The organism is Caecibacteroides pullorum, from assembly GCF_019239235.1.
In the GTDB taxonomy this organism is placed as follows: Bacteria; Bacteroidota; Bacteroidia; order Bacteroidales; family Bacteroidaceae; genus Bacteroides; species Bacteroides pullorum.
Window position 1 is genome coordinate 26,009 of the sequence record NZ_JAAZTS010000012.1, and the last position, 18,064, is coordinate 44,072.

Annotated in this window: 17 protein-coding genes and 1 pseudogene; 10 read left to right on the top strand and 8 right to left on the bottom strand. The window is 50.3% G+C overall.

Annotation, left to right across the window (positions count from 1 at the left end; translation table 11 throughout):
• Window positions 1-14: 14 nt before the first annotated feature.
• The 3 genes from HF894_RS09385 to HF894_RS09395 form a co-directional block, all read right to left on the bottom strand.
• The gene (locus HF894_RS09385) at window positions 15-647 is read right to left on the bottom strand and encodes a DUF4903 family protein (RefSeq protein WP_154577713.1); all 633 of its coding nucleotides are present in this window, start codon (window positions 645-647) and stop codon (window positions 15-17) included.
• Between the two features lie 411 nt (window positions 648-1,058).
• A complete protein-coding gene (locus HF894_RS09390) occupies window positions 1,059-1,550 on the bottom strand; it encodes a hypothetical protein (protein WP_054349837.1) in 492 nt (163 codons plus the stop codon).
• Between the two features lie 43 nt (window positions 1,551-1,593).
• On the bottom strand, window positions 1,594-3,018 hold the full coding sequence (locus HF894_RS09395; RefSeq protein WP_204971833.1) for a hypothetical protein: 1,425 nt from the start codon (window positions 3,016-3,018) through the stop codon (window positions 1,594-1,596).
• 359 nt (window positions 3,019-3,377) lie between these two features.
• On the opposite strand from HF894_RS09395, the gene fldA reads away from it, so the two are divergent.
• The 5 genes and pseudogenes from fldA to HF894_RS09420 all read left to right on the top strand — a co-directional run bounded on the left by fldA (window position 3,378) and on the right by HF894_RS09420 (window position 7,069).
• A complete protein-coding gene (gene fldA / locus HF894_RS09400) occupies window positions 3,378-3,884 on the top strand; it encodes a flavodoxin FldA (RefSeq protein ID WP_021847329.1) in 507 nt (168 codons plus the stop codon).
• Between the two features lie 33 nt (window positions 3,885-3,917).
• On the top strand, window positions 3,918-4,274 hold the full coding sequence (locus tag HF894_RS09405) for a DUF2023 family protein (RefSeq protein WP_021847328.1): 357 nt from the start codon (window positions 3,918-3,920) through the stop codon (window positions 4,272-4,274).
• A 491-nt stretch (window positions 4,275-4,765) separates the two neighbouring features.
• Window positions 4,766-5,053, top strand: a pseudogene (locus HF894_RS09410) (FKBP-type peptidyl-prolyl cis-trans isomerase); the annotation flags it as partial.
• Between the two features lie 141 nt (window positions 5,054-5,194).
• Complete coding sequence (gene nagA, locus HF894_RS09415) at window positions 5,195-6,358, top strand: N-acetylglucosamine-6-phosphate deacetylase (protein WP_075317189.1); 1,164 nt, start codon at window positions 5,195-5,197, stop codon at window positions 6,356-6,358.
• Between the two features lie 39 nt (window positions 6,359-6,397).
• Window positions 6,398-7,069 carry an OmpA family protein gene (locus tag HF894_RS09420; RefSeq protein ID WP_075317190.1) on the top strand — a complete coding sequence of 224 codons (672 nt, stop codon included), beginning with the start codon at window positions 6,398-6,400 and terminating at the stop codon, window positions 7,067-7,069.
• A gap of 77 nt (window positions 7,070-7,146) precedes the next feature.
• Here HF894_RS09420 and HF894_RS09425 read toward each other — a convergent pair whose 3' ends face one another.
• The gene (locus HF894_RS09425) at window positions 7,147-8,508 is read right to left on the bottom strand and encodes a glycoside hydrolase family 88/105 protein (protein ID WP_204971835.1); all 1,362 of its coding nucleotides are present in this window, start codon (window positions 8,506-8,508) and stop codon (window positions 7,147-7,149) included.
• 211 nt (window positions 8,509-8,719) lie between these two features.
• Here HF894_RS09425 and HF894_RS09430 point away from each other — a divergent pair, with 211 nt between their 5' ends.
• Together HF894_RS09430 and HF894_RS09435 are read left to right on the top strand one after the other, a co-directional pair.
• Window positions 8,720-9,472, top strand: coding sequence for an SDR family oxidoreductase (locus HF894_RS09430; RefSeq protein ID WP_204971837.1), 753 nt, complete (start codon window positions 8,720-8,722; stop codon window positions 9,470-9,472).
• Window positions 9,473-9,735: 263 nt separating this feature from the next.
• Window positions 9,736-10,173, top strand: coding sequence for an Hsp20/alpha crystallin family protein (locus HF894_RS09435; RefSeq protein ID WP_204971839.1), 438 nt, complete (start codon window positions 9,736-9,738; stop codon window positions 10,171-10,173).
• 72 nt (window positions 10,174-10,245) lie between these two features.
• Here the strand turns inward: HF894_RS09435 and HF894_RS09440 are convergent, their stop codons facing one another.
• Window positions 10,246-11,211, bottom strand: a complete 966-nt coding sequence (locus tag HF894_RS09440) for a YitT family protein (protein ID WP_204971841.1) — start codon at window positions 11,209-11,211, stop codon at window positions 10,246-10,248.
• 105 nt (window positions 11,212-11,316) lie between these two features.
• Entirely contained in the window at window positions 11,317-12,111 is a 795-nt protein-coding gene (locus tag HF894_RS09445; RefSeq protein WP_204971843.1) for a DnaJ domain-containing protein, read from the bottom strand.
• Window positions 12,112-12,479: 368 nt separating this feature from the next.
• Between HF894_RS09445 and HF894_RS15280 the strand changes: the two genes are divergently transcribed.
• The 3 genes from HF894_RS15280 (at window position 12,480) to HF894_RS09455 (ending at window position 15,271) form a co-directional block, all read left to right on the top strand.
• Complete coding sequence (locus HF894_RS15280; protein ID WP_262899891.1) at window positions 12,480-12,611, top strand: hypothetical protein; 132 nt, start codon at window positions 12,480-12,482, stop codon at window positions 12,609-12,611.
• Between the two features lie 206 nt (window positions 12,612-12,817).
• Window positions 12,818-14,464 (top strand): RluA family pseudouridine synthase, encoded by a 1,647-nt coding sequence (locus tag HF894_RS09450; protein ID WP_204971951.1) that lies wholly within the window; start codon window positions 12,818-12,820, stop codon window positions 14,462-14,464.
• A gap of 18 nt (window positions 14,465-14,482) precedes the next feature.
• Window positions 14,483-15,271: a M48 family metallopeptidase gene (locus HF894_RS09455; RefSeq protein WP_204971845.1), complete on the top strand. Its 789-nt coding sequence runs from the start codon at window positions 14,483-14,485 to the stop codon at window positions 15,269-15,271.
• A gap of 121 nt (window positions 15,272-15,392) precedes the next feature.
• On the opposite strand, the gene HF894_RS09460 is transcribed toward HF894_RS09455, so the two are convergent.
• Together HF894_RS09460 and HF894_RS09465 are read right to left on the bottom strand one after the other, a co-directional pair.
• Complete coding sequence (locus HF894_RS09460) at window positions 15,393-16,196, bottom strand: DUF6261 family protein (protein ID WP_204971847.1); 804 nt, start codon at window positions 16,194-16,196, stop codon at window positions 15,393-15,395.
• A gap of 284 nt (window positions 16,197-16,480) precedes the next feature.
• Window positions 16,481-18,064, bottom strand: coding sequence for a leucine-rich repeat domain-containing protein (locus HF894_RS09465; protein WP_204971849.1), 1,584 nt, complete (start codon window positions 18,062-18,064; stop codon window positions 16,481-16,483).

Consider the following 18,064-nt stretch of genomic DNA (forward strand, 5'->3'; position numbering starts at 1 on the left):
CCAACTGTTTATATTCAATTCTTACCCTGTTCTTTCTTTGCTTCTTCCAGGTCTTTCTCATACTGCGAAAATTCTTCTTCAAAGCGGTCAATGCGGGTCTTGTCAATAGTTTGCAGGAAAGTTTCGGTACGTACGTTCATCATGTTGTAGTCCACGATGAACTCCATCTGGTTAGTGTTCACATTCAGGAAACCGTCCACACGGGCGCCACTACCTTGTTGGTTGTCCGCAGCGTCATCGCCACTGGTGGTGACATTCCCGTCCGTGCCTACGAACTTCACCCAGCCGTCGTCGGGATATTCGTCCTGTTCCCAACTGTTAAGGTTCATAAACTGCGTTGCGCATCGAAAGGTGATGGCAAATGGCATGGCACCTACGGTGAAGTCGCTCAGGTCAAGCACCATCATCCCGTCTTCCCGCCATGAGAAGTTGAATTTGGTTGGGCAACCGCTCTCCAATAGAGTCTTGTCCACGCCGTTCATAGTGGCTTTGGTAGAGAGTACGATGTCGCCGTTGAGGATTTCCTTTGCCTTATCAATATATTCCTGTGCAGGTGGCTCATTGGTAAGTGAATCGTCACTTTCACACGAACTTAATCCGATTACTGTTGCCATAAGAAGGCTGAATAAAAAGTATAACTTTTTCATTTTGCTTATATAATTTACTTGTTTTGTAATCCATAATTGTTTCCTGTTCATTACCCTTGCCTGCGTGTATTCCGCAAAGGGTATGTAAAGTCATGGCTTTTCCATGATTAAAGGCAGGCTTTTTCCGATGGCAAAGTCTGTCTTTGCTGTGTACCGCATGTAGGCCTCAGAAGCGGTTCAGGCGGTTTGGATAATTTTGTTTCCTCGCCGTCGGTTGCATACCGGGAGTGTTTTTAGCGACATAGCAGCCTTGCCGACAGGATAATGGTGTCTTCCCCATTGGGTGAGGTGAATATATTGTGATAATTTTTTCTTAGTAACACACAAAAAAGAGCTAAGAGAAAGCCGTTTGACAACTTTCTCCTTACTCTTTCTGAATTTAATTTCGTAGCTTGACAAAATAATGACGAATTATTTTGTTCCAACAAAGTGTACGGATGCAGGGAAATCTGCACCTAAGAACTTACCGGATACTGCCAGAGTAAACTCGATAGTGTTGCCTGTAACTTTGGCATCAGTCAAAGAATCCAGGTACAATTTTATCGGCAGCATGTTTAAGATTTTCAAAGTCCCGGCTTGATCGCCTTCATTTGCTGTAATTTCACCGGTTTCTTCATCTACTTCTACTTCCAACTCGATAGTGATATTTCCCGGCATACTTCCGATTTGCGGAAAATCGCAAGTTAAAAGACCTCCTTCAAGAGTATAAGAGGCTGTACGCGGTTCATAATCTTCTCCTCTCATTTTGATTTGATCCATTGTACCGTTATAAGTACCTTCGTAATCGCTGATTGCCAATACGGTACTTACACCATCCACATCCATCACTGTGGCAGCGTCAGCAGACTGCGCCATTCCGAAACTTGCTGCAACAAGGGTAGCTCCTAAGAAAAATTTTCGCATCGTTTTTATAATTAAAGTCTAACAAAAAAATAATTACACTTTATTATTGATTTTTCAATAAAGTCCTCCAACGGCATCCTTCATCATACATCAAAGAAGAACTGTAACCTAACCTTCTAACTTTATCGGATGAATCGATATCGGTATAGTTTGCTTTTAAGAATGCTTGAGTCGATTCTCTATAGAAAGTGCTTTCTGAACAGGCAAAAGTAGTACCGGCACGTCCATCTTCATTATAGAAAATGGTCAGTTCCGGATAGACCAGATTAAAGTCATTATTCAAATCACCAATAGCTATGTTAGATAGCATTTTGACATTCGACATGTCGAATGTTTCCAATGCGTCCAGGCTTTCGATGTCAATGGTGTTAACTTTCAATTCATCCTTTTCGGGCAATTTGATTTCTTTCAGTGCAGGACATCCAAGAACCATCAGATTACTGCCATACGTTTCATTACTTTCCGTCTCTTTATCTCGTTGTCCCCAAATAGTAGAATAGCTCAAATCTAATTTCTGCAAACCCGGGATATTCTGAATCCATACATTTACTAAATTAGTAGCATTGGATAAATCGATAGCTTCCACTTCTACATTTTGCAGGATGATTTGAGTAATGGATTTCCCTACTTTTACGTTAGGCATAGAAGCTACATTTTCTACTTCAGCGGCGTAAAGACCGAATTTAGAGCCTTCCCAAGAGAGACTTCCTATCAAATATTGAATACCTTCAAAGTTGGAAACATTATCAGTAGGAGAAACAAGTAACTCCTTTGTTTTTTGGTCGAGTCCCAAGCGTTTGTTAAGGTCTATTTGGTCGCCGTTAAACAAATCGGAGAAGTCAGTCTTCAAACGGACGAGCAGGTTTGCGTCGGGCACGTCGCGCAGGGTGGTATAGGTTTGCAGATTGCCATCGACATCAGTCATCTTCATATCAATGGTGCCGGCGGTGATGGCTTCCTTGTTTTGGCGGTAGAAACGCACGAGATCTTCGATATTCTCTTTAGCGGTTTCCGGAAGGTAAAGTTTGGTAATTTCGTGCAGGTTAGTCACAGTTTCATCGCCGTTTTCTTCCACTACGACACTCACAAGATTATCATAGTCGTAGATTTCATTACCCGTCAGGTCTATGCCGGTGATTTGTTCCGGTAATTTGGCAAAGTCGAACGCCGGGCCGTAACCATTGTCCGACAGATCCACATCAGTCAAGTTAGGGAACATGGAAAGTTCTGCCAGTGCGTCTGTGGAAATCTGTGTCCCAGAGAGATCAAGCGTAGTTGTATTATTAGCCAAATCGTCAAGCAACAATTTTCCGTTTGCGTCAAACTGGTAGCCTTTTTGTACCAGAATGTCCTTCAGTGCTGTGTTCTCAATAGGGTTAGTGCTGTACGTAAATCCTTCTTCTTCGCTACATGAAACAAATCCCAGAGTTGTAGCAAGTCCTAAGCATAAAATTAAAGTCTTTCTCATCTTTATTTATATAATTAAGTTTTTTAGAATCGGCGCAAAAGTAAAACCTTTACTTATAACATACAATACCTATTTTTTGGTATTTATTAACATCGTTAATCCTAATAAATGAGGATTGCAAACTTTAAAATCAGCCAATTTTAACGGTTTTTCAAAAACTTCAAACAACCTATCCAATAACAAACGTTAAAGATCGTTTTACTCATATACCTATATTAGGTATTGCCATCTTAGATAAAAAAATACTATTATGCTCATCAGGGCCAATACGATAATAGCAAAAAGCCCTATTTTTAGGTATTTCAAAAAAGAAAAAGACGGTATATTTTTGCACCGTAAACAATTAAAATATTTACTTCATGAAAAAGATTGGTATATTTTACGGTTCCTCCACCGGAACCTGCGAAAGCCTGGCTGAACAACTGGCCGGCGAACTGGGAGTGACAGGCGGCGACGTGCACAGCGCGGACAAGCTGACTGCCGAATTGGCAAATACCTACGACGTGCTGGTACTGGGAACCTCCACCTGGGGCGACGGAGAACTGCAGGACGACTGGTATGATGCCATCAAGGTGCTGAAAGGCATGGACCTGCATGGCAAGGACGTGGCCCTGTTCGGCTGCGGCGATTCGGAGTCCTACTGCGACACCTTCTGCGACGGTATGGGTATCCTCTACGAAGATCTGAAGGACACGGGATGCACCTTCCTAGGCAACCGCGTCAGCACGGACGGCTATTCATTCGGCAGTTCCATCGCCGTGGTGGACGGATGCTTCGTGGGTCTCGCGCTGGACGATGTGAACGAAAGTGGCAAGACCGCCAGCCGCATCAGTGCCTGGGCTGCCGACCTGAAGAAGTGCTTCTGACCTTTTTCTCTCTTCATTTTAAACTTTATGGACATGATATCATCCCCCGACATCCTCCCGGCAGACCTGAAGGTGTTTCTGAACCACGTGTACGAGTATAAGAAAGGTGTGCGCCGCATGGTGCTCTATACAGTCAACCGCAAGTATGAAGCCTTTGCTACAGCCCGTCTAAAGAGCCAGCACATAGATTTTCTCGTACAGCCAGCTTCGGACACGAGCATCAATCTGTTCTTCGGCCGTCCTGAGTGCATTCGGGCTATCCGTTTTCTGGCAGACAGACCGCTCAATCTGCTTTCGCCCGAAGAAGACTTCATTCTGGGAGCGATGCTGGGGTATGACATCTGTGCGCAGTGCGAACGTTACTGTAAACGAAAGAAAGCCTCCTGCTAATAAGGATGGTGTAATCTCTCTCGTTCTGTTTCCTTATATACTGAATAATACGTTACAGCTCATTATATTGACTTCTACACCATATATGGAGGTTACGTGCATAAGAATAGAATGAGTATAAATCTTCCCCAACTCATCAATACAGACTTCAAGCCTGTAGCCTTCATACGTACAGGAAAATTACCCTGCGAAAGCACTTTCATTTTTCCGTTTACATACGTTTATCCTTTCAGAGGAAAATACTCTATCAATATTCTACTTTTTCCCTTTATACGAAATTCTTGTCTTTGACAAAGAAAAAGGAATAATCTAACGAATAAATACAATAAAAAACTGTTATCCCTTCCATCAAAGATAAATCCCAATCCTGATTTGCCAGCCGCATTTATTCCTTTTTTCAGGAGAATTTTCCTTATGGCTTACGCCATGAAAATTCACCTGAAAAAGAATGCGGCGGCAAAAGGATTAGAATTAAAGGAAAGATTACAACAGGAGCTTCAGACGGCAAGCACCCTACTCCGCGCAGCATTGTCACGGCCCACTACACAGGGTGGACCATCAACGGCAAGAAATTCGACAGCAGTCGTGGCGGTACACCCGCCGCTTTCCGCCTGAGCGACCTGATAGAAGGATGGATAATAGCCATGCAACAAATGTGCGTGGGTGACAAATGGGAAATCTACCTTCCTGCCGAAATGGGATATGGCAAGTGCTCGCAACCAGGCATACCCGGCGGTTCCACACTGATATTCGAAATCGAACTGCTGGGCATCGGCTGACACTCCCCCCTGACAGGCATGGTTATCACCACACTTCTCATTATAAATATTTTCACTACTATAAAAACATTTGTCGCAAGAAGTTGCTACATTTGTAGCGACAATCATTTTATATTAAACCTCTAAAAACAGAAAAAAACGATGCTTACACAGATTATAAACGGACGCATATTCACGCCACAAGGATGGCTGAACGAAGGTTCCGTACTGATGCGTGACGGAAAGATATTGGAAGTGACAAATTGCGACCTGGCCCTCATCGGTGCCAAGCTGATTGATGCCAAGGGAATGTACATCGTCCCCGGCTTTGTATGCATGCACATACACGGAGGCGGCGGACACGACTTCACCGAATGTACAGAGGAAGCTTTCCGCACAGCTACCCATGCCCACCTGCTCCATGGAGCCACGACCATCTTCCCCACCCTGTCCGCATCGCCTTTCGACAAGCTGCATCAGGCAGCCGCCCTCTGCGAAAAGATGATGCAGGAGCCGGGCAGCCCGGTAGAAGGCCTCCACATCGAAGGTCCCTACCTGAACCCCAAGATGGCAGGCGAACAATTTGCCGGACAGGTGAAAGCCATTGACGAAAAAGAATACAAGGAATTGCTGGAAAGCACAAACTGCATCCGCCGTTGGGACGCCTCACCCGAGCTGCCTGGCGCACTGGAGTTTGCCAAATATCTACGCGAAAAAGGAATTCTGGTAGCCGTATCACACACCGAAGCCGAATACGATGAGATCAAAGCTGCCTACGAAGCTGGATTCACACATGCCGCCCACTTCTACAATGCCATGCCCGGCTTCCACAAACGCCGCGAATACAAATATGAAGGTACTGTAGAAAGCGTCTACCTGACCGACGGCATGACCATCGAACTGATAGCTGACGGCATTCACCTGCCTTCTACCATCCTGCGCCTGGCCTATAAGCTGAAAGGAGTGGACCACACTTGCCTCGTCACCGATGCCATGTCCTGTTCGGCAACTGCCGGCAAGGAAATCAACGATCCTCGCTACATCATCGAAGACGGTGTATGCAAGCTGGCCGACCGTTCTTCCCTGGCTGGCAGTATCGCTACAGGCGACGTACTGGTACGTACCATGGTGAAGGCAGGTATTCCGCTGGGCGATGCCTTACGCATGGCCAGTGAGACTCCGGCACGTATCATGAACATATTCGACCGCAAAGGCTCCCTGCAGAAAGATAAGGATGCCGACATCCTCGTCATGGACAAGGACCTGAACATACGTGCCGTATGGCAAAACGGTCAACTCATTGAAGAGACCAATACGTTATTCTGAGAAAGAAAAACCTAATCCTAACTTTTAAAACAGAGAAAAATGAAGAATGTTAAGTTAATGAGTGTAGTGCTCAGCATGGCCATTTTGGCCGGCAGTTGTGGAACAATGAACAACACAACCAAAGGGGGCATCATCGGCGGCGGCGGTGGCGCCGTAGCAGGTGCAGCCATTGGAGGTCTGATCGGTAAAGGGAAAGGAGCCGCCATCGGCGCAGCTGTAGGAGCTGTAGTAGGTACCGGCACTGGCGTTGTCATTGGTAAGAAGATGGACAAGAAGGCAGAAGAAGCTGCAAAAATTGAAGGTGCAGAAGTCGAAAAAGTAACAGATACCAACGGACTGGCTGCTGTCAAAGTGTCGTTCGCATCGGGCATCCTTTTCGGGTTCAACTCTTCCACACTGAGCAACGAAGCCAAGGCCTCTCTGCGCGATCTGGCACAGATATTGAGAGACGATCCGACCACAGACATCGCCATCATTGGCCATACAGACAAAGTAGGCACGTATGAAGCCAACGTCAAGGTATCCAAAGATCGTGCCTATGCGGTAGAGAACTATTTACAGGATTGTAATGTATCTCCTGCACAATTCAAAGTCGTCAAAGGTGTAGCCTACGATGAATATGACGAGAGCAAGTCTGCAGATGAAAACCGACGCGTAGAAATCTACATGTATGCCAGCGAACAGATGATTCAGGAAGCTGCACAACAATAAGAAAAGATACATACGAATACAAAAGAGGCGCGGATGCTATGCAATCTGCGCCTCTTCTTATTTATATTCACAGAAGATTATTTGACCAACTGCTCGTATTCAACAGAAGCTAGAATAAAGGTACCGACCGCTTTCCCTTCGTTCTCCACTACCGTCACATCCTTACCTGCCAGGTAGTAATTGACAGTTCCCGTACGAGACGGATCTTTGGCCGGCCCCAGACCAGCCGATGCACACGTCTGCACCACGTCCAACTTACCGTCTTCTCGCTCACGAATAAAGGTCTTAAGCAAACCTTGATACGCCTTTTCGGCTACTGGAAGATAAATCTCGCGATCAAGCAATCCCAAACGGATTCCCTTCAGATAAGCATACGTAAAAATGCCGGATGCAGATGCCTCCAGATAATTGGCCTCCGTTCCTACATTATATACTTTCCCATTAATTGTATCTCCTTTGCCATCGGCAGCCGTTTGTGCATCGTATTGAAGCAACTGATACCACACACCAGAAACCGGATCTTGCCAACGTTTCAGTCCAGCTGCCACCTGATTGAAGATAGCCAACACGTCAGGATAGTCTGCATGATCTTTTGGCATATACTCGAGCACATCGGCCAAAGCCGCAAAATACCAGCCCATGCCACGCGCCCAAAACTCTTTACTACATCCTTTGAAAGGTTCTTCCTGATTGGCCCAGAAAGAATTTTCATCCTCGGGAGTAGCCGACCATGCGTGATAGTTCAACTGCTTGCCTTCGTCATAGGTATATTTATTGATAGTCTTGAACTGTAAAGCAATGTCAGCCCAACTCTGTGCATTGTCCTCAGCATCATCTTGTCCGAACACATGTTGCCACTGAGCATAAATCGTAGAACCCATATATAACCCATCAAGCCACATCTGATTGGGATATACAGCCTTGTGGAAAAATCCACCTGCCCCAGGAAGTCCTTCTGGTATACGGGAATGATCATACTTCAATTTGTTACGGATAAGCGAAGCTGCGTTCTTATACCGATTGGCATCTTTCGTATTTCCTTTCTTCAATTCCTCTTTATAAAGGGTAAAGAAAACATTACCCGCAGGCAAATCATCAATATTACTTGGACGAAGTGCCGACTCTCCCTTGGCATTCAGGATAACAGAACCATCGGGCGTCGTGCTGTTGTCAGCAAAAGCTTTTACTGCATCGTAATATTCCGTTTTTTCGGGATAAAGTGTCCATGCTTTCAGCACAGCATTCGCAACCAAACCAGACACATAATCCCAAGATGCACTGTCCAATTCCGTCTGATGATGACGGTTGCAATAGAAATCTACCAGGCCGTGAGATTCCACCATCCGTTGCGAATACTTTTCCGGTTGGGAAACCTTCTGTCCAGAACCACAGCTTACCATCAAACACATGGAAGCTGCCAATAAAAGATAATTTTTCATGCCATTATAATTTTACATTCAAAAAACATTCGTCAATAAAGAAACAGCATTCACCTATCAGAAAGAGATACCGTGTTCGCTAACGGTGCAAATATAGTATTCCCCATCCAAAATAAAAACTTTTAGAACACATCTTTACAGGCACAATCCCTCACATATCGAGAAAAAACCTATTTTTGCACTATCATTAAACAAAAAAGACAACTCAACCATGAAATTCAAGAACAAAGTTTGCATCATTACCGGAGGAGCGGCAGGTATCGGCAGATGTCTGGCCGAAAGTTTCAGCGCTGAAGGAGCCCGTGTATATGTCATAGACAAGGAACAGGTCACAATAAAAAATGATCTGATCCATTTTTTCCAAGGTGACATTGCCGAACAGACTGTAATAGATACTTTCGTCGACTGGATACTTGCACACGAGCAACAAATAGATATCCTGATAAACAACGCATGCCTAATGAAGGGCGGTATCCTATCCGGCTGTACATACGATGACTTCCTGTATGTGCAACGTGTAGGCGTGGCAGCCCCCTTTTGGCTGACCAGCCGGCTAAAGCCCCATTTTGCATCGGGAGCCAGTATCGTCAACCTGTCATCTACCCGTGCTTTCCAATCACAAGCAGATACAGAAAGTTATTCGGCTGCCAAAGGTGGCATTACGGCCCTGACCCACGCACTGGCTATCAGTCTGGCGGGTATTGCACGCGTCAATTCCATCGCACCAGGATGGATCGAGACAGCCCGTTTCCACGAAGGAACAGACGTACCTCATTATACAGAAAGCGACCTTCTACAACATCCGTCAAGACGTGTAGGCGAGCCGGAAGACATCGTACAGGCAGCATTCTTCCTGTGCGACGAACGGAACAGCTTCATCACTGGTACCAACTTAACCGTAGACGGCGGCATGAGCAAACTGATGGTTTACCACAACGATGAAGGTTGGACCCTGGACAAGTGACATCTTTGCCGAAAAAACGTCATTCTGACAGACAGGACACTTTCTGTCAGAAGCCCCAAAAGCCAACAAAGTATGCAAAGTTTTAAAAGAAAGAGATTGTTGATTAAAATTCTTTTCACAAGTTAAAAAGTGCCGAAACCTAAACTGACATTTCGGCAACCGGCACAAAGTTTGCAACTCCTTATGCGAACAACGAAACCGAAAGGTGGAGGAGTTCAGAGAAAAAATGATAATAAACAACTTAAAAATAGGAGATTACAACTATGATGCCGATTAGAAAGTACAACAATCAGAACTGGTTACCGAGTATCTTTAACGATTTCTTTGATAACGATTGGATGGTAAAAGCCAACGCTACTGCTCCTGCCATCAATGTAATAGAAAACGAAAAAGATTACAAAGTAGAAGTTGCTGCTCCGGGCATGACGAAGGAAGACTTCAACATCCATTTGGGCGAAGACAATGAATTGGTCATCACAATGGAGAAAAAGAACGAAACCAAGGAAGAAGACAAGGAAAACAAGAAGTACTTGCGTCGTGAGTTCTCTTACTCAAAATTCCAACAAGCTTTTGTTCTGCCTGAAGATGTCGAGAAAGACAAAATCAGCGCCACCGTCACAGACGGTGTGTTGACCATTGAGTTACCTAAACGCACACCCGAAGAAAAGGCTAAAATCAACCGTGTAATTGAAATCCATTAATTGCACAATACCTTGTAGTAATTTGTCCAAGGCTGCTTTCCCCGCGAGGGAAGAGCAGCCTTTTTTTATGTTTTATTCCGGTTGCAACTCGTTGGCAGACGAAGGCAATTGCTTCCACCCTTCGCCAAAAGCATCGTAAGCATCGGTCACTACTACAAAAGCACGAGGATCCACTTCCTTTATCTTCAGCTTCACGCCCGCCACTTCTTTATAGCTCACCACGAGGAAAAGCATTTCTTTATCAGTGCCCGTATACAGTCCACTACTCTTGATACACGTAGCAGTACGATCCAGATCCTCAAGGATGTATTTGTGCAAGTCAGTCATCTTGATATCGCTGATGACAAATATCAGCTTGTCATTCTTCGACCCGTTTATCATATAAGCAATGACACGCGAATAAATGAAAATGGAAATCAATGAATAGAAAGAAAGGAACAAGGCCGGTTGCACCATATCTTCAGCACTTCCGATGCCAAAACCGATCACAACAAGACCGAAACACACCACTACCCCGTCGGCCAACAGAATGGCTCTCGAAAAACGGATGTGGCAATACTTCTGCAACAACATCCCCACAATGTCTGTTCCTCCCGTAGTAGCCTGGTTACGAACCACAATACCACCACCGATACCGATAAGCGTAGCACCGATAACTGTCGTCAGCATCAGATGATCGGACAAGTCCATACAGCCTCCCAGCAGTTGCGTAGGGTCAAGTGCCTCCAGGGCTTCCTGCGTAGGATAAGCCACCCGCGACAGCATATTCATTATAAAAGGTGTAACCAAGGCAGCCGCTATGGTACGCGACCCCAACTTGGCTCCGAGCAAAACGACTGAAAGGATAAGCAGCGGGATGTCGAACATATAACCGAACGTACCCACCTGAATGGAAGGGAAAAGATTGTGAAGCACAATACTCGCTCCATACACTCCTCCTGGAATGATATTATAGGGGTTGATAAAAAACACAAAACCGGCTGCAAGAATGGTACATCCCAACAAGATGTTAATCCATGAATAGATTGTTTTCTTCATATAGTATTATTTTTATGCAGCAAAAATACAGAATTCCTACGGATAAACCGCAACAACCCCTGAGAAAAATCTCATTTCTCCATTACCCGGCTCTACATCTTCCGGCTACTTCAATCCACGGGCCTTATAGATGCGTTCCTTCGCTTCGTTGATTTCCTGGAATTTCACTTCGGCAGCCTTACGGATATCCTCACCCAGTGCCGCCACCTTGTCCGGATGATGCTTCAAGGCCAGACGACGATAAGCCGCACGAACTTCGGCATCCGTAGCTTCGGGAGAAATTTCAAGCACCTTGTAGGCATCTTCCAGCGAACTGCCACGCAGGTTGAGCATTGACTCTACCTCCTTCACCGACAGTCCCATGGCTACAGCTACCTCCTTCAGTGCTTCGATCTCGGCTTGGCAGACATTTCCATCGCTCTGCGCTATCTTCACCAGAAAATCCAGCATTTGCAAACGCTGTTCATAGGTCAGGTTGACAGCTATCTGCGCACCACAGTCGTGGATCGTATTCTTGAATGCCATCGGATCAGTCCGCTCCATCTGCTTCCGCCGTTCAAACAGGTTCAGCAGAATCTGTTCACCTTCAGCCACGGCACCTTCACCAAAGTTTACCCGCAGAAAACGACGCACAAACTCCATCTCGCTGTGCATGATACGCCCGTCGGCTCGGATGATGTACGAAGCCATGACAAGCATGGCGAAAAGGAAACTGTTGCGCTGCCCAATGTCTTCGCACCCCGATGAAGTCGGCCCATAATATTCACGTCCTGTCGCACCCTGTGCTTCCGCGTCCGTTGCCTTATCGAACAGTGCTCCTATCGCATAACCGGCCAGCGCCCCCAATGGTCCCATGGCCATAAATCCAACGACGCCGCCAATCCATTTTCCGTATCCCATAATAGTAGTATTATTTTATTATCATAGAAAGTAAATCTCCGCAAAGGAACGTATTTTTCAGGTGTCTACCAATCAACGTTCATTATATATCCGTTAAAACAAATTAAAAGAACGGCTTTATAGGGTTACAACTTATGGCCCTATTTTCTACCTTTGCAGCCGAAAATCAAACAGAAAACGACCAGAACGTATGGAGAGCATCCGACTGAACAACGTCATCCGCTACAAGAACAAAATCCACTTCTTCCACGCCTGGGGCGCGGCAGCACAAATCTGATCCCATATAGGAGTGCGGAGGCTCCCTACCCTGCTTCCTCCGCCCGATTTTCATCTCCATTTTACATTTTAACAAGCAATTCTTTAGACTTATGAGCAAACTGAACAGGCTCCTGCTGCTCTTCCTGCTCTACGACGCGCCGATACGCCGCGAGCTGAAGCAGATGCCCTTCTGGCGCAGCGTACGCAAAGAAGTGGAAAAGGAATTGAAAATGGAGAATTGAAAATTGAAAATGGAGAATGAAAAATAGGTATCTTTGCAGACCGATTGAAACCATTATCCATTCTCAATTTTAATTCTATGGCCGACAACTATCTGGAACGCCAACGCGACGCCTACGAGGCCCGCAAGGCGGCATGGGAAAAGAAGAAGAAACACGCGGCGGGGCTGAAGAAAGCCGCCGCACGCACCACCGGCGACGGGGCGGAGATGCTCCACCCGTTCGCCTCGCCTACCGAGGGCATCGAGCCGCCCCGGCGGTTCACCTATCCCTTTGCCTACACGCCCCACCCGCTCTGCCTGCTGGCCGCGCACGAGGTGCAGCAGTACCTGGCGGCGCAGACGCAGTGGCACGACGAGCTGGAGCGCGGCAAGATGTTCGGCGTGCTGGTGGTGCGCACCCGCGAGGGGAAGCTGGGCTACCTGGCCGCCTTCTCGGGCATCCTGGCGGGGCAGAACCGCCTGCCCTTCTTCGTGCCGCCCGTCTACGACCTGCTCCGGCCCGACGGCTTCTTCCGGCAGGAGGAAGAGCAGATTTCCGCCCTGAACCGCCGCATCGCCGCGCTGGAGGCTGACGAGACCCTGCATCATGCACAGACTGCGCTCAATGACGTGCGCCGCCAGGCCGACGAAGCCCTGTCCGCCATGCGCCTCGCCCTGAAGGAAGCCCGCGCCCGACGGCAGGAGCGCCGCCAATCGGCCACCCTGACGCCCGACGAGGAAGCCGCCCTGACGCGCGAGAGCCAGCACCAGAAGGCCGAATACAAGCGTGCCGAACGCGCCTGGCAGGCCCGCGAAGCCGAGGCGCAAGCCGCCTTCGACCGCCTGCAGGCCCCCATCCGCGAACTGAAGGCCGAACGCCACCGCCGCTCCGCCGCCCTGCAGATGCGCCTCTTCTGGCACTTCAAGATGCTCAACGCCCGCGGCGAGGCCAAGGACCTCTGCACCATCTTCGCCCCCACCCGCCAGGGCACCCCGCCCGCCGGTGCCGGCGAATGTGCCGCGCCCAAGTTGCTCCAGCAGGCCTACCTCCACAAGTGGAAGCCCCTCTGCATGGCCGAGTTCTGGTGGGGCCGCTCGCCGGCGAACGAGATACGCGAACATGGGCACTTCTACCCCGCCTGTACGGGCAAGTGCGGCCCCATCCTGAAGCACATGCTCCAGGGCCTCGACGTGGACGACAACCCGCTGCAGCAGAAGATGGCCGACGCCCCCGCCCACCGCCTGCGCACGGTCTATGAGGACGAGTGGCTGCTCATCGTCGACAAGCCCGCCGGCCTGCTCTCCGTGCCGGGCAGGGAGACCGACGCCCCCTCGGTACTCAGCCTGATGCGCAGCCGCCTGCCCCAGGCCGAAGGCCCGCTCGTGGTGCACCGCCTGGACATGGATACCTCCGGCCTGATGCTCATCGCCAAGACCGCCGACGTGCACCGCCGCCTGCAGGCCCTCTTCGAGACGCGCGCCGTGGAGAAGGAATACATCGCCCTGCTCCAGGGCACCGTCGCGGCGGACAGCGGCCTCATCGACCTGCCCCTGGGCCCCAGCCCGCACCACCGCCCCTGCCAGGAGGTGCGCGCCCCTCACGCCAAGCCGGCGCAGACCCGCTACGAAGTGCTGGAGCGCCGCGAGGGCCGCACGCTCGTCCGCTTCCGTCCGCTGACGGGGCGCACGCACCAGCTCCGCGTCCACGCCGCCCATGCCGAGGGCCTCGGCTGCCCCATCGTGGGCGACCCGCTCTACGGCACGCCTGCCGACCGCCTCTACCTCCATGCCCGCTCGCTGCGCTTCGTCCATCCGGTTACAGGAAAAACGGTGGAGGCAATTTCAGAAATTCTCCGTATCTTTGTCCAAGCATAATCCTTTAAACGATAATATATGAAAAATCCTCTCCTCCTCCTCGCCCTCACCGCCCTCCTCTGGGCGGGATGCGGTTCCGTCCCCCTGACGGGACGCCGCCAGCTGCTCCTCGTCTCCGACCAGGAAGTCCTCTCGTCCAGCCTGACGCAGTACAACGACTACATGAAGACCGCCCCGCGCTCCTCGTCGGCCAAGCAGGCGGCCATGGTGAAGCGCGTCGGCCAGAAGATAGCCCAGGCCACCGAGGCCTACCTCCGCCAGAACGGACTGGCCGCCGAGGTGAAGAACTTCCAGTGGGAGTTCAACCTCGTGGCGGACAAGCAGGTGAACGCCTTCTGCATGCCCGGCGGCAAGATTGTGGTCTACGAAGGGCTGATGAAGCTCGTCACGTCGGACGACGAGCTGGCCGTGGTCATCGGTCACGAAGTGGCGCACGCCGTGGCCAAGCACAGCAACGAGCGCCTCAGCCAGCAGATGCTGGCACAGACGGGCGCCCAGCTGCTCAACTACTCCCTCGCCGAGAAGAGCGCCGCCATCCAGACGGCCGCCTCCACCATCTACGGACTGGGCGCGCAGGTGGGCGTCATGCTGCCCTTCTCGCGCAAGCACGAGACGGAGGCCGACTACATGGGCCTGGTGCTGATGCGCATGGCGGGCTACAACCCCGACGTGGCCGTCGGCTTCTGGCAGAAGATGTCGGCCTCGGGTAGCGGTTCCGTCCCCGAACTGCTCAGCACGCACCCCAGCGACGCCCGCCGCATCAGCGACATCCGGAAGGCGCTGCCGGAGATCAAGGCGAAATATTGAGATTTCAGATTTTAGGAATGTAGGGACGCAAAAAAAAAGGGGCCGAAGCCCCTTTTTTAATGGAAAATTGAAAATGGAGAATGGAGAATGAATTTTCAATTATCAATTATCAATTCTCCATTTACAGCGGGCTTCCGCCTTCGTCCTCGTCGCCTCCGCCGGGTTCCGGTTCCGGCGTGGGTTCGGGGTCGCTGCCGTCCGGGGTCGAACCGCCCGAAGTCGTGCCGTCCACGATGTCGGCATAGATGCCCACGATGCCGTTCAGGTCGTTGATGAAGGCCAGCAGCTCGTCCGTGGGCTGCACGATGGCATAGGCATTCACCGTCTGCACAATCTGGTCGTAGAGCGCGTTCGCCTGGTCCACCACCTGCTCCGAGTCGAGGTCTTCCACATCCATGCGCGTGCTCTTCTCCTGCGCCTTGCCCAGGAAGGCGGCTTCGAAAGCGGCGTTCGCCTCGGCCAGGGCCGTTACCTCGGCGTCGAGGCCCAGCAGGGTGACGGCAGCCTGGTTTTCCTCGGCCTGCAGCACGCCGAGCATGCCCTTGATCTCCGCCGTCTCCTTGCTGTACTCATGCTTGCGGATGCCCTTGTAGGCGGCGAGCTGCGGATCGAGCAGCATGGCGGCCTGGCGCTTGTCTTCGACGGGCGTGGTCTGGTAGGCGATGACGACACTGCTGATGGTGCCCACAGCGTTGTCGCGCACCTTGTCCGTGTCGGCCAGCTGGGCGGTGGAGATGTAGGCGCGCTGGCGGTTGACGATGCCGGCGAGCTGGCCGACGGCCTGGCTGTAGGCGGGCTCCAGCGCCTCGATGTGGAGTTCGGCAGGCGTGGTTTGGGTGATAAGGTCGAGTGCGTTGTTGTGGAACTCGCTGCAAGAGCCGATGGTCATGCGGCTCTTGCCAAATGATTTGATTTGTGTTGCCATAACGTTAAAATTTTAAGGATTAATAGTGTATTTGATTGGTTTCAGTTTGCCGACAGCTTTCCGCGGACCTCCGAAGGGCTTCGGAACCTTGCCGACAGCTTTCCGCGGACTTCCGAAGGGCTTCGGAACCTTGCCGACAGCTTTCCGCGGACCTCCGTAGGGCTTCGGAACCTTGCCGACAGCTTTCCGCGGACTTCCGAAGGGCTTCGGAACCTTGCCGACAGCTTTCCGCGGACTTCCGTAGGGCTACGGCGACTTGCCGAAAGCTGTCGGCTGATTCCGGTTTACTGCAATACGGGTTCTCCGCCGTCCTCTTCGTAGCCGTCGTGATCGGCATTGACAGGAGCCTCTATAACATTGGTTGTGACATGGCTGTTTTCATCTGAATACATGTCTAACATCCTGTTCCAAAACTCCTCCTGGGTGTCCCACAATGTCAGGGTCAGTTGCTGATTATCTTGCTGGTTCCCGCACGTCAAATCCCACAAATCTGCGTTATGGGTTATATCGAGAGCCGTCATCTTGTTGCCATGACACCACAAAATTTCAAGTTTTTCCAAAGTGCTGATGTCCAACGAGACAAGTTGATTACCGTTGCAGTGCAAACTCGTCAGATTGGTCAGCCCGGTTACATCAAGGGCAGTCAGTTGATTACCGCTGCAGAACAAATCTACCAGACTGGTCAGCCCGGTTACATCAAGGGTAGTCAGTTGATTATCGTTGCACACCAAAAACATCAGACTGGTCAGCTTGGTTACATCAAGGGTAGTCAGTTGATTACCCCTGCAATCCAAAAGCTCCAGATTGGTCAGCTTGGTTACATCAAGGGTAGTCAGTTGATTACCGGCGCAATTCAAAGTCTCCAGATCGGTGAAGTACTCAATGCCGGCAAGGCTGGTAATGTTTTTATTTGGCAAATCCAAGAAAGTTCCCCCATTATTTATTATTTCTATTCGGTTATACTCATCCAGGGATACGGTGCCATCGGGGTTCGCCCTCCATTGGATATCTGGTTTGGATTCTTTCACGGCATTGGCAAACGCCGCATTGAGGGCCTCGGTGAAATTGGCGATATCCAGTGCGCCCAGGTTGGTAATCTTTCCGGCGGTGAAGGGCACCTCTTTTTGGGTGGTCTTGACGTATGTCTTGCCGCCTTCACCCATATAGTTCAGGGTAATGCCGCCCGTCAGCGTGCCGGGAGCCACGACGAAGTAGTACTCCTCGCCTTTCGTGAAGGTTCCCGTCAGCGTTACCGACCGGGAAGCGCTTCCCGTGGCGGTCAGCGTACCATCGGCGATGGTGTAGGTCAGCCCGCCTGCCAGTGCGTCGCTTTCCTGGTTGGCGGTCAGGGTAACTTCCGTCACACCCTCTGCGTCCACGGTGAACTTGGCCAGGGCGCAGAGGTTCTGGAACGTCAGTTTTTTGCTGCCGTCCGTCGCCTGTGCCCACGAGGGGTTCAGCCCATTGGCAAAGCCGCCTGCCGTGGCTGTCTGCGTGGCGGGCAGGGTGAAGGTGATGGCAGTGTTGTCGAGGGTCAGCGTCCCGTCGTCGGTGTAGGGATAGAAGGCGGTGTAGGTATCGGTCACTTTGGCCTCGCCTTCCAGGGTGGCGGTGCTGCCGCTGACTTCGGTTGCTTCAAACTTGCAGATGGTTTCCGTTCCGTCGTAGATGGCTACCAGGTCGCCCTGCGTCCAGTTGACGGCATGGCCGTCCTCGGCCAGCGAGGTACGTGTCTGCGGTGTTCCGGCGGTAAAGGTCATGTGCACCTTCCCCGTGCTGCCGCTTTCGTTGTTCTCAATGATTTCTTCGTTGCCGCAGGCTGCTAATAGCAGGGCCAGTGCGGCGATGGTCATGTTTTTTGCTTTCAT